Origin of the sequence: Streptomyces sp. HUAS TT7 (assembly GCF_051550175.1) — a bacterium.
GTDB lineage: Bacteria > Actinomycetota > Actinomycetes > Streptomycetales > Streptomycetaceae > Streptomyces.
The window spans coordinates 6,413,991-6,425,508 of record NZ_CP196175.1; the positions used below are offsets into that span (position 1 = coordinate 6,413,991).

At 71.9% G+C, this 11,518-nt stretch carries 12 protein-coding genes; 6 read left to right on the forward strand and 6 right to left on the reverse strand.

Features of this window, described 5'->3' with window-relative positions:
• Positions 1–6 precede the first annotated feature (6 nt).
• The 3 genes from ACSHXC_RS28865 to ACSHXC_RS28875 all read left to right on the forward strand — a co-directional run bounded on the left by ACSHXC_RS28865 (position 7) and on the right by ACSHXC_RS28875 (position 3,435).
• Positions 7–1,164 carry an acetyl-CoA C-acetyltransferase gene (locus ACSHXC_RS28865; RefSeq protein ID WP_438294377.1) on the forward strand — a complete coding sequence of 386 codons (1,158 nt, stop codon included), beginning with the start codon at positions 7–9 and terminating at the stop codon, positions 1,162–1,164.
• A 256-nt stretch (positions 1,165–1,420) separates the two neighbouring features.
• Positions 1,421–1,624 (forward strand): cold-shock protein, encoded by a 204-nt coding sequence (locus ACSHXC_RS28870; RefSeq protein ID WP_030362889.1) that lies wholly within the window; start codon positions 1,421–1,423, stop codon positions 1,622–1,624.
• A 122-nt stretch (positions 1,625–1,746) separates the two neighbouring features.
• Positions 1,747–3,435: a DEAD/DEAH box helicase gene (locus ACSHXC_RS28875; RefSeq protein ID WP_438294378.1), complete on the forward strand. Its 1,689-nt coding sequence runs from the start codon at positions 1,747–1,749 to the stop codon at positions 3,433–3,435.
• Positions 3,436–3,966: 531 nt separating this feature from the next.
• Here the strand turns inward: ACSHXC_RS28875 and ACSHXC_RS28880 are convergent.
• Genes ACSHXC_RS28880 through ACSHXC_RS28900 form a run of 5 tightly spaced genes read right to left on the reverse strand, consistent with a single transcriptional unit; the run spans position 3,967 to position 8,352 of the window.
• Positions 3,967–4,869 (reverse strand): tyrosine-protein phosphatase, encoded by a 903-nt coding sequence (locus ACSHXC_RS28880; protein WP_438294379.1) that lies wholly within the window; start codon positions 4,867–4,869, stop codon positions 3,967–3,969.
• 60 nt (positions 4,870–4,929) lie between these two features.
• Positions 4,930–5,979, reverse strand: coding sequence for an NAD(P)H-dependent flavin oxidoreductase (locus tag ACSHXC_RS28885; protein WP_438296880.1), 1,050 nt, complete (start codon positions 5,977–5,979; stop codon positions 4,930–4,932).
• 11 nt (positions 5,980–5,990) lie between these two features.
• Entirely contained in the window at positions 5,991–6,737 is a 747-nt protein-coding gene (locus tag ACSHXC_RS28890; protein WP_438294380.1) for a CoA-transferase subunit beta, read from the reverse strand.
• A complete protein-coding gene (locus ACSHXC_RS28895; protein WP_438294381.1) occupies positions 6,734–7,576 on the reverse strand; it encodes a CoA transferase subunit A in 843 nt (280 codons plus the stop codon). The genes ACSHXC_RS28890 and ACSHXC_RS28895 overlap by 4 nt, the downstream gene beginning before the upstream one ends.
• Positions 7,573–8,352, reverse strand: a complete 780-nt coding sequence (locus tag ACSHXC_RS28900) for an enoyl-CoA hydratase family protein (protein ID WP_438294382.1) — start codon at positions 8,350–8,352, stop codon at positions 7,573–7,575. The genes ACSHXC_RS28895 and ACSHXC_RS28900 overlap by 4 nt, the downstream gene beginning before the upstream one ends.
• Before the next feature lie 68 nt (positions 8,353–8,420).
• Here ACSHXC_RS28900 and ACSHXC_RS28905 point away from each other — a divergent pair, with 68 nt between their 5' ends.
• The 3 genes from ACSHXC_RS28905 (at position 8,421) to ACSHXC_RS28915 (ending at position 10,674) form a co-directional block, all read left to right on the forward strand.
• Entirely contained in the window at positions 8,421–9,197 is a 777-nt protein-coding gene (locus tag ACSHXC_RS28905) for an SDR family oxidoreductase (RefSeq protein ID WP_438294383.1), read from the forward strand.
• Entirely contained in the window at positions 9,194–10,108 is a 915-nt protein-coding gene (locus ACSHXC_RS28910) for an SDR family oxidoreductase (RefSeq protein ID WP_438294384.1), read from the forward strand. The genes ACSHXC_RS28905 and ACSHXC_RS28910 overlap by 4 nt, the downstream gene beginning before the upstream one ends.
• A 143-nt stretch (positions 10,109–10,251) precedes the next feature.
• Complete coding sequence (locus tag ACSHXC_RS28915; protein WP_438294385.1) at positions 10,252–10,674, forward strand: ribonuclease domain-containing protein; 423 nt, start codon at positions 10,252–10,254, stop codon at positions 10,672–10,674.
• Between the two features lie 80 nt (positions 10,675–10,754).
• On the opposite strand, the gene ACSHXC_RS28920 is transcribed toward ACSHXC_RS28915, so the two are convergent.
• The gene (locus ACSHXC_RS28920; RefSeq protein WP_438294386.1) at positions 10,755–11,507 is read right to left on the reverse strand and encodes a GntR family transcriptional regulator; all 753 of its coding nucleotides are present in this window, start codon (positions 11,505–11,507) and stop codon (positions 10,755–10,757) included.
• Positions 11,508–11,518: the final 11 nt, after the last annotated feature.

Genomic DNA, 11,518 nt, shown 5'->3' on the forward strand with positions numbered 1-11,518 from the left:
GTTGGCATGTCCGAGGCCTACATCGTCGAAGCGGTACGCACCCCGGTGGGCCGGCGCGGGGGAGGGCTCTCGGCGGTCCACCCCGCGGACCTCGGCGCCCACGTCCTGAAGGCGCTCGTCGAGCGCAGCGGCGTCGACCCGGCCGCCGTCGAGGACGTCGTCTTCGGCTGCCTGGACACCGTCGGCCCGCAGGCCGGTGACATCGCCCGTACGTCCTGGCTGGCGGCGGGCCTGCCGGAAGAGGTCCCCGGCGTCACCATCGACCGCCAGTGCGGCTCGTCCCAGCAGGCGATCCACTTCGCGGCGCAGGGCGTGCTCTCGGGCACCCAGGACCTGGTGGTCGCGGGCGGCACCCAGAACATGTCGATGATCCCGATCGCCTTCGCCTCCCGTCAGGCCGCCGAACCGCTCGGCCTGACCGACGGCCCCTACCTCGGCAGCGAGGGCTGGCGGGCCCGCTACGGGGACGCGCCGGTGAACCAGTTCCACGGCGCGCAGCTGATCGCCGAGAAGTGGGGGATCTCGCGCCTCGACATGGAGGAGTTCGCGCTGAGCTCGCACCGGCGCGCCATCCGCGCCGTCGACGAGGGCCGCTTCGAGCGCGAGACCGTCGCGTACGGCGACGTGACGGCGGACGAAGGGCCGCGCAGGGACACCACCCTGGAGAAGATGGCGGGCCTGGGGCCCGTCATGGCCGGCGGCACCATCACCGCGGCCTGCTCCTCCCAGGTCTCCGACGGCGCGGCCGCCCTCCTCGTCGCCTCCGGGCGCGCCCTCGCCGAGCACGGGCTGACCCCGCGCGCCCGCATCCACCACCTCTCGGTACGCGGCGAGGACCCCATCCGCATGCTGTCCGCCCCGATCCCGGCCACCGCGTACGCCCTGAAGAGGACCGGCATGAAGATCGACGACTTCGACCTGGTCGAGATCAACGAGGCCTTCGCGCCGGTGGTGCTCGCCTGGCTGAAGGAGACCGGCGCCGACCCGGCCCGGGTCAACGTCAACGGCGGCGCGATCGCGCTCGGCCACCCGCTCGGCGCGACCGGCGTCAAGCTGATGACGACGCTGCTGCACGAGCTGGAGCGCACCGGCGGCCGCTACGGCCTCCAGACGATGTGCGAGGGTGGCGGCCAGGCCAACGTGACGATCATCGAGCGGCTGTAACACCGGGCGGTGTCCGTCACGGAGGGGACGCCTCGCCGGCCCCTCCGTGACATGCCCCACGGACGTGCCGCAGGGCGGCGTGCTATCGTGGTGGCTGTTGCAGTTTTGGTACCCATATACTTTATGTGCGCCTGACGGGAATGATCCTCAGGCGCATTATTTGTTTCCGGGGTTTCTCCGGATGGGCTCAATGCGGCGACGAGGAATCCGTAAATCCGCGGATTTCCGGAACTGCCCCTGTCTTAGGAGAAATGACATGGCTACTGGCACCGTGAAGTGGTTCAACTCGGAAAAGGGCTTCGGCTTCATCGAGCAGGACGGCGGCGGCCCCGACGTCTTCGCCCACTACTCCAACATCGCCTCCTCCGGCTTCCGTGAGCTCCTTGAGGGCCAGAAGGTCTCCTTCGAGGTCACCCAGGGCCAGAAGGGCCTGCAGGCGGAGAACATCGTTCCCGCCTAATCGCCGACGAGGCGTATTTTGCAGCCGCGGTTTCAGCGGCTCGCGAATTTCGCAGCCGGGGCCCGCACCCTCAGGTGCGGGTCCCGGCTTGTGCTGTCTTGTCCCAGGAAGGCAAATTCCGTATGACGCGCATGACCAGCAAGCGCTCCGGTTCCGGTGCCGGTACCGGCTCCCGTTCCGGTTCCGGTTCCGGTTCCGGTTCGGGTGCCCGCAGGGGTTCCGGCCGGCCCGCAGCCAGGTCCTCGAAGCCCGCCAAGGGCAGGACCATGGCGCCGCAGGGCGAATTCAAGCTGCCGGAGACCCTCACCCCCGCGCTGCCCGCCGTCGAGGCCTTCGCCGACCTGGACATGCCCGCGGCGCTGCTCAAGACGCTCGACGCGCAGGGCGTGACCGAGCCGTTCCCGATCCAGGGCGCCACCCTGCCGAACTCGCTCGCGGGCCGCGACATCCTCGGCCGCGGGCGCACCGGCTCCGGCAAGACCCTCGCCTTCGGCCTCGCCCTGCTCGCCCGCACCGCGGGCCGGCGCGCCGAGCCCAAGGCGCCGCTCGCCCTCGTCCTCGTACCGACGCGTGAGCTCGCGCAGCAGGTCACCGACGCCCTCACGCCGTACGCGACGGCCGTGAACCTGCGTCTCACCACCGTCGTCGGCGGGCTCTCCATCACCAAGCAGGCGGGCTCGCTGCGCCGTGGCGCCGAGGTCATGGTCGCCACCCCGGGCCGGCTCAAGGACCTCATAGAACGAGGCGACTGCTCGCTGGAGAACGTGGCCATCACCGTCCTCGACGAGGCCGACCAGATGGCCGACATGGGCTTCATGCCGCAGGTCACCGCGCTGCTCAAGCAGGTCGAGCCGGACGGCCAGCGGATGCTGTTCTCGGCGACCCTGGACGCCAACATCGACCGCCTGGTCCGGATGTTCCTCACCGACCCGGTGGTGCACTCCGTCGACCCGTCGGCCGGCGCGGTCACCACGATGGAACACCATGTCCTGTACGTGATGGACGAGACCGACAAGAAGGCCGTCACCACGCGGATCGCGGCGCGTGACGGCCGCGTGATCATGTTCCTGGACACCAAGCGGTCCGTGGACCGGCTGGTCAAGCGGCTGCTCTCCAGCGGTGTCCGCGCGGCCGGTCTGCACGGTGGGCGCTCGCAGCCGCAGCGCAACCGCACGCTGGACCAGTTCAAGAACGGCCAGGTCACCGCGCTGGTCGCGACGAACGTCGCCGCGCGCGGCATCCACGTCGACGACCTCGACCTGGTCGTCAACGTCGACCCGCCGACGGACCACAAGGACTACCTCCACCGCGGTGGGCGTACCGCCCGGGCGGGCGAGTCGGGCAGCGTCGTCACGCTCGTGCTGCCCGAGGAGAAGCGCGAGATGACCAAGCTCATGTCGTTCGCGGGGATCCGTCCCCGGACGGCGGAGATCAAGTCGAGCTCCGAGGAGCTTGTACGGGTCACGGGGGCGCGGGAGCCGTCCGGGGTGCCGGTGGTCATCGAGGTGCCGGCTCAGCCGGAGCCCAAGCGTGCGGCTTCCGGGCGCAGTAGGGGCCGCCGCGGCGGCCAGGGCTCCCGCGGCGCGGGCCAGCCGTCCGGCTCCGCCAGGCAGAGTGCGGGCCAGCCTTCCGGGGCCCGCTCGCAGGGTTCTGGCTCTGCGCGGCAGGGTTCGGGCTCCGGCAGGCAGGGTGCCGCGTCCCGTGCGCAGGGTTCTACGGCTCGCTCGCAGGGTGGGCGTGCGCAGGGCGGATCTGGGCAGGGTTCCGCGGCTCGCCCGCAGGGTGGGCGCGGGCGCCGGTCCGGGGGCTGATCTTTCCCCCACCCCGCCCCTTCCCGCTGTGACACTCTGCGGCTCCGCCGCGTGGCCTCCGGGGGTGAAGGACCCTGGGGCTCCGCCCCAGACCCCGTTCGCGCCTTGAGGGCGCTCGTCCTCAATCTCCCCCAAGGCCTTAAGGGCCAGGGGGGACCCCCATGACGGGCTGGAGATGGGCTGACGCCCGAGTCCGTCGCCCAGCCGGGAGTGCCCGCACGGCCCCCTGCCAAGGCCAACCCTGCTGGGGGGCGTGGCGCTATAACACGTGCGGCTCCGCCGCGCGGGCGCGATCAGTGGTGCTGGGTGCCCTACAGGGGCGCGGGGAACTGCGCGAGCAACCTCGCACGGTCCGCAGGCGAACCCCGCCCCCCTCTGCCGAGGAGAGCGGTCTGGGGCGGAGCCCCGGGGATGTCAGGGGGGACAGCCCTCAGACGGTCGCCCCCATGGGCACCCCGCGTCCCGCCCTGGCTGTCGCCCAGCTCGCACCCTGAGAGCGGGCCCGGCGCGCCGACCTCGCGCACGCCTGGATCAGCTCACCAGCCTGGCCCGCAGCGCGGCCAGGTCGCGGATCGTCAGGCCGAGCCCCTGCGTCAGGTACCCGTACAAGTCGCCGTACCGGGACGACAGTTGGGCCAGCGCCGCGGCCAGGTAGTCGGGGCGCACCTCCTGCAGCGGGATCAGCAGGTCCGGGTTCTGCATCATGCCCGACTGTTTCAGGCCCGCCCGCAGTGCCGCGTCCGCCGCCGCCCGGAAGCCGTTGGACGCCAGGTAGTCCTGCTGAGCCGTCGCGTCCGGCACGCCGAGCGCACGCAGGAGCACGTAACTCTCCCAGCCCGTACGGTCCTTGCCCGACGTGCAGTGGAACAGGAGGGGGCCTCGGCCCGCCGCCAGGTCCTTCAGCGTCGAGCCGAACTGCGCTCGGCTCGCCGGGTCCGAGACGAAGTCCTGGTACGCCGTCCGCATGAGGGCCTCCGCCTTGCCGTGGCCCAGCATCGCGTCCTGCTTCGCCGGGTCCCTGGACCCGATCGCGGCCAGCATCTGCGCGTACAGGCCGCTGTCCGGGACCGGGCGTGCGGTCGGGGCGAGTCCGGCGGGGAGGCGGTCGGGGCCGTCGTACTGGAGCTCCAGCGGCACCCGGAAGTCGACCACCTCGCGCAGGCCTAGCCGCGAGAGCGTCGTGACGTCCGCGTCCGTCGCCTTGTTCAGGGCGTCGGCCCGGTAGGCGAGCCCGTACCGGACCCGCTTTCCGTCGTACGTCCCATAGCCGCCCAGATCGCGGACGTTGACCGCGCCCCGCAGGGCGACCTGGCGGATCGGCGATGCCTCCTGCCGGTGCGTGGCGCCGCCGACGGCCACGGCCGGCGCCGCCATCGGCGCGCCCACCGCCAGGATCGCGGCGACCACGGCGGTCGCCACCCCGGCACGTGTCACCTTGCGAGTGGAGTGGTGGTGATTCATGGGGGGATCAACTCCCGGGGATTCAAAGGGGATTCACTCTGCCCTCGGCAGGGTGGCGAGCACGTGCGCGGCCTCGGCCATCACGCGGGTGATCAGCTCCTCGCAGCTCGGGAGGTCCTCGATCAGCCCGGCCACCTGGCCCGAGGCCATCACTCCAAGATCGGTGCGGCCCTCGACCATCGACGCCCGCAGCAGCATCGGAGTGTTCGCGGCCAAGAGCGTCTGGCTCCAGGTCAGGTTCCTGCCGTGCTTCGTCGCGATGCCGTCCCTGACCATCTGGGGCCAGGTCAGGCCGGAGATCTTCCGGAAGCCGGCCGCCCGGCGCACCGCCTGCGCCCGTGCCCTGATGCGGCCGGCTCCTTCCAGCGATGCGACGAGTTCCGTACGGAGCATGCGGTGCGGCAGTCCGTCCACGGCCGTCGTCACGGTGATGTCCTTGACCGTGGCTTCCAGGTACTTCGCCTTCACCGCGTCCGGGACCGTGGAGTCGGAGGTCAGCAGGAAGCGGGTGCCCATCGCCACGCCCGCCGCGCCAAAGGCGAGCGCGGCCACCAGCCCCCGGCCGTCGTGGAAACCGCCCGCCGCGATCACCGGAATGTCGACCGCGTCCACAACTTGCGGCAGCAGCACGGTGGTTGCCACCTCGCCGGTGTGGCCGCCGCCCTCGCCGCCCTGCACGATCACCGCGTCCGCGCCCCACGCCGCGACCTTCTCGGCATGCCGCCTCGCGCCGATGGAGGGGATCACGACGACGCCCGCGTCCTTCAGCTCGGCGATGAGTTCGCGCGAGGGGGCGAGAGCGAACGACGCGACGCGCACGCCCTCGTCGATGATGATCCGGACCCGCTCGCGGGCATCGGCGGCATCGGCCCGCAGATTCACCCCGAACGGTTCCTCCGTACGGGACTTGACCTCCCGCACCGCCGACCCCAACTGCTCGACCGTCATCGTGGCGGAGGCGAGGATGCCAAGCGCGCCCGCGTTCGCGGTGGCCGAGACCAGGCGCGGGCCCGCGACCCAGCCCATGCCGGTCTGCACGATCGGATGCCGGACACCGACCAGCTTCGTCAGCGCCGTCTCCAGCCGGGGAGGTGTCACGGCCTGACCTCGCGGTCGCGCAGGCCGTCCGGGTCGATGACCTCGCGGACGAGGCGCAGCTCCTCGGGGGTGGGTTCGCGGGTGTATGCCGGCTCGTCGAGGCCGGACAGTTCGAACGCCGTCGCCTCCCGCACCTGGTCGACGCTCACCCCCGGATGCAGCGACACCACCCGCATCGCGTGGTCCGGCGTCGCGAAGTCGAAGACGCCCAGGTCGCTCACCACGCGCGGGATGCGGTGGTAGCGCGTCGCGGACGGACCCGCGGCCGCCGCGCTGTCGTAGCCGACGCCGCTGATCATGTCGACCTTCGGCACGAAGACCCGGGTCGAATGCTTGGGGACCCAGTAACTCACCGGATTGTTCAGGGTGTTGACGGGTGCGCCGCGTACGCCGAGGAGCTGGCGGGTGGGCTGGTTCCAGTCGCCGATGCAGGAGATGTTCTGGTTGCCGAACCGGTCGATCTGGCTCGCACCCATCATCACGTGCCGCCGGCCGCCGGTGACCATCGCGAGATGCCGGCGGTACGGCAGCCAGCCCTCGGGCTCGCCGTCGAGGCCGACCAGCATCGCCTCGCCGTCGGTGAGCAGCAGGTCGGGCGAGAAGGTGCGCCGGGCGAGCCGTGCGCCGACCGAGGGGATCAGGCCCATGGGGCTCGCGAGCACCTCCCCGTTGTCGCGCCAGGCCTCGGCACAGGCGATCACGCAGTACTCGGCGCGGCTCACGCGCACGGTGCCGGTCGTCATTTCTGCTCCTCGTGCCAGCTCTGCACCGCGGACTGGTAGGCCTTCTCGTCGGGACCGGACAGGAAGCGCTCGGCGAACTCGGGCCAGGGCGTGGTCGCGTACAGCTTCTGGAACGGCTCGTCGCGGCCGTAGTCGGGCACGCAGGACGTGAAGTGCGCGCCGTTCGGGCTCTCCACCACGCCGGTCACCGCATACCGCTTGACCAGCAGGGACTGCGGCACGGCGGCCCCGAAGCCGTCGACGATGCGCTCGCACGAGACGTACGCGCTGTCGGCGGCCTCGCAGAACAGGTCGTCGAAGTACGGGTCCGGGCCCAGGTACTGGCCGTTGCCGAGCCGGTCCGCGCGGTTGACGTGGACGAGCGCCGCATCCATGCGCAGGGCCGGCATCGCGACGAACGTCTCGCCGTCCTCGTACGGTGAAGTGACCGTACGCAGCCCCGGGTTGACCCGCATCACGTCGGAGCCGATGCCCGCGCGGACCGGCAGGAACGGCAGCCGGTTGGCTGCCGCGTGCAGCCCCCACATGAACATCGCCTCGTCGACCTCCATCAGCTCGAACGCGCCCGCCTGGCGAGCCGCGCGGAACTGCGGCTCCAGCGGGATCGAGTCGAGCGTGGCGAAGGGCGCGACCAGTTTGCGGATCTTCCCGGCGGCGGCGAGCAGGCCGACGTCGGGTCCGCCGTACGAGATCACCGTGAGGTCGGTGACGGGGGAGCGGAGCAGGGCGCGCACCAGCGCCATCGGTTTGCGGCGCGAGCCCCAGCCGCCGATGCCGATGGTCATGCCGCTGCGCAGCCGCGCGACGACGTCCTCGGGCGTCATGGTCTTGTCCGTCACTGCGGGGCCTCCTCGGTGGCCGGTGCGCCGGAGGTGTCAGGTGCTCCGAACGTGTCGCGGACGCGGTCGGCGACGCCGCTGAGGTTGGCCTCGAAGGTGAAGCCCTGCTCGAAGCGGTAGCTGCGGCGTACGTCGACGGGGTCGATGCCGTTGATGGCGGCCTTGGCCAGCCGGATCAGCGTGCCGTCCTTGCGGGCGATCTCGCGCGCCAACTCCATTGCGGCAGAAGGGAGTTCGTCGCGGGGGACGACTTTCCACACCGATCCGTGGGCGTGCAGTTCCTGGGCCGTCGCCGTGCGCGAGGTGTAGTACAGCGCGCGCATGAGGTGCTGCGGGACCAGGCGGGCGAGGTGGGTGGCGGCGCCGAGCGCGCCCCGGTCCAGCTCGGGCAGGCCGAAGACGGCGTCGTCGCTCGCCACGATCGCGTCCGCGTTGCCGGCCAGGCCGATGCCGCCGCCGAGGCAGAACCCGCCGACCGCCGCGACGACCGGCACCTCGCACTCGTACACGGCGGCGAAGGCCTCGTAGCAGCCCCGGTTGGCGCCGATGAGGGCGCTGTGGCCCGGGTCGCGCTGCATCTCCTTGATGTCGACCCCGGCGTTGAAGCCGCGGCCCTTTGCGGCGAGCACCACACAGCGGTTCCCGGGGTCGCGGCCGGCCGCGCGGACCGCGTCGGCCAGCTCGTACCAGCCCTGTACGGGCAGGGCGTTGACGGGCGGGAAGTCGACCGTGACGAGGCAGATCCCCTTCTCGGGGCTGGAGGTGGAGACACCCATGGGCGGATCAGCTACCTTTCCACCAAACATTTGTTAGGTCAGGTGTTGAGTCAGGAAGGTAGCAGCGGATGGAGCTGGCCGGGAAGGCAGTCGTCGTCACCGGTGGCACCCGGGGCGTGGGCGCGGGCATCGCGAAGGCGTTCCTCGGGGCGGGCGCGGACGTGGTCGTGTGCGCCCGCAGACCGCCCGACGATCCCGTCGAACTCGGCGGCCGCACAGCCGAGTTCCGCCCGCTCGACCTGCGTGAACCCGAGGCCGTACGAGCCCTCTTCGCCTCGGTGGCCGCGGATTACGGGCGCCTTGACGCACTGGTCAACAACGCGGGCGGCACCCCGTACCGGCTGCTCGACGAGGGCGAGGCGGAACGTCATGCGCGCGTCGTCGAGCTGAATCTGACGGCCCCGATCACCGCGTCGCTCGCCGCCCGGCCGTATCTGCGGGCGGCCCGCGGCTCGGTCGTGATGATCGGCAGCGTGAGCGGGGGGCGGCCCTCGCCGGGTTCGGCGGCGTACGGGGCCGCGAAGGCGGGCCTGGAGAGCCTCGCGCGTTCGATGGCGGTGGAGTGGGCGCCCGAGGTCCGGGTCAACACCCTGGTCCTCGGGATGGTCCGCACGGAACTGAGCGAGCTGCACTACGGCGACGCGGAGGGCGTCCGGCGGGTCGGCGCGACCGTGCCGCTCGGCCGGCTCGCCGAGCCCGAGGAGGTGGGGGCGGCCGCGGTCTTCCTCGCCTCGGCGAAGGCGTCGTACATCAGCGGCGCGTCGCTCCTTGTCCACGGCGGCGGGGAGCGCCCGGCGTTCCTGGCCGCGGCCAACGTCAATCAGTCCGAAGGGAACGGAAGATGAGCGGTTTGTGCGAGGGGCGGGTCGTGATCGTGACCGGCGCGGGACGGGGGCTCGGCCGCGCCCATGCGCTGGCGTTCGCCGAGCAGGGGGCGCGGGTCGTGGTCAACGACCTCGGAGTCGGAGTCGACGGGGAGGGCGGATCGGCCGGCCCCGCGCAGTTGGTGGTGGACGAGATCCGGGCGGCGGGCGGCGAGGCGGTGGCGCACGGCGGTGACATCGCGACGACCCGGGGCGCGGCCTCGCTGATCGCGACGGCGGTGGACGCGTTCGGGGCGCTGCACACCCTGGTCAACAACGCGGGGTTCCTGCGCGACCGGATGCTGGTCAACCTGGACGAGGACGACTGGGACGCGGTCGTGCGGGTCCATCTGAAGGGCCACTTCCTGCCGCTGAAGCACGCCGCCGCGTACTGGCGCGCCGAGGCGAAGGCGGGCCGCGAGGTCGCGGCGCGGGTGGTCAACACCAGCTCCGGGGCGGGGCTGTTGGGCTCGGTGGGCCAGGGCAACTACAGTGCCGCGAAGGCGGGGATCGTGGGTCTCACCCTGGTCGCGGCGGCCGAGATGGGCCGGTACGGAGTCCAGGTCAACGCGATCGCCCCGGCGGCCCGCACGCGGATGACCGAGGGGACGTTCGCGGAGGCGATGGCGGCGCCGGGGAAGCCGGGGGCCTTCGACGCGATGGCCCCCGAGAACGTCTCGCCGCTCGTGGTGTGGCTGGGCTCGGCGGCGAGCGAGGGCGTCACGGGCCGGGTCTTCGAGGCGGAGGCGGGCCGCATCACCGTGATGGAGGGCTGGCGCCCGGGCCCGACCAGCGACAAGGGCGCCCGCTGGACCCCGCGCGAGGCGGGCGAGGCGGCGCTGAAACTCCTGGCGGAGGCGGAGACTCCGGGGGTGGTCTACGGATCGCGATAGGGGCGGCGAATGATCTCAGGTTGCGAACGACTTAACCGCCCGTGGCGCTTTCATTACGCACATGACCGCTTCGGTTAACAGGTAGAAAAATCAACGGTGTTGGCGTTGACGGCCGCCGCTCTACGCGCGTCATCATGGTGCACATGACAATCCCCCCACGTTTCGCAGCCCTCGGCGGCGCCTTCGCCGTAGCCGCCGCTCTTCTCGCCGGCCCGGTCGCCGGCAGCGCCTCGGCCGCCCCCACGGCCACCGCCGTCTCCGCCTCCGTGTCCGTGAAGTCGGTCGGCAACGTCTGTTACTCCGAACTGCCGTCCCAGGCGCACGACACGATCAGCCTCATCGACCAGGGCGGCCCGTTCCCGTACCCCAGGGACGGCATCGTCTTCGACAACCGCGAGCACGCGCTGCCGAGCCAGAGCAGCGGCTACTACCACGAGTACACCGTGATCACCCCGGGTGCGCCGACGCGCGGCACCCGCCGGATCATCACGGGCGAGCAGGACCACGAGGACTACTACACCGCCGACCACTACGCCACGTTCCGCCTGGTCGACTTCGGCTGCTGAGCCGGGAGTCGGTCGACTTACGCCGAGGCCCGCCTCACCCCTTCCCGGGGGTGGGGCGGGCCTCGGTCGTGGTCACGGCCTCACTCCTCCCCGAGTTGCCGCCCCAGCGCACTGGTCGCCGTCGAGTTGTGCACCGTGAACGCCACCGTCCCCGGCAGATAGCGGTCCTGCGACCACTCCACCGGCGTGCCGGCCGGGTCCGTCGAGCGGCGGCGTTCGCGCAGCAGCGCGTGGCCCACCCGGCAGCCGAGCAGTTCCGCGTCGTCCGCGTCCGCCAGGGCCACGTCGATGGTGTGGTGGGCGTCCGTGAACAGGACGCCGTGCAGCTCCAGTTGGTGGGAGTGCGACACCTCGTCCACGTCCATCGCCGCCACCAGGCGCCCGATCCGCTCCGGGTACGTCGAGCGCTCCACCATCACCGGCGCGCCCGACAGCGTGCGGACCCGCAGGACCCTGAACACCCTTGCACCGGAGGGCAGTTGGAGGTGGTGTGCCTCTTCCTCCGTCGCTTCCGACGGTTCCACCGCCACCGTCCGGCCGCCCGGTTCCTCGCCCAGTGAGCGGGCCCAGCGGGCGAACGAGCGCAGCTCTCCGAAGCTCTGCAGGCGGGGCGCGCCGCCGAGGACCACCCGCCGGGCGCCGCGGCGCGAGGTCACCAGGCCGTCGGCGCGCAGTGACGCGAGGGCCTGGCGGACCGTGCCTCTCGACACGCCGTAGCGGCGGGCGAGTTCGTCCTCGGCGGGCAGCCGCGCGCCCGAACCGTACTCGCCCGCCGCGATGGCGGTCCGCAGATCACCGGCCACTTTCCGGTAGAGCGGCGACTTGCTGGACACCCCGGGCCCCC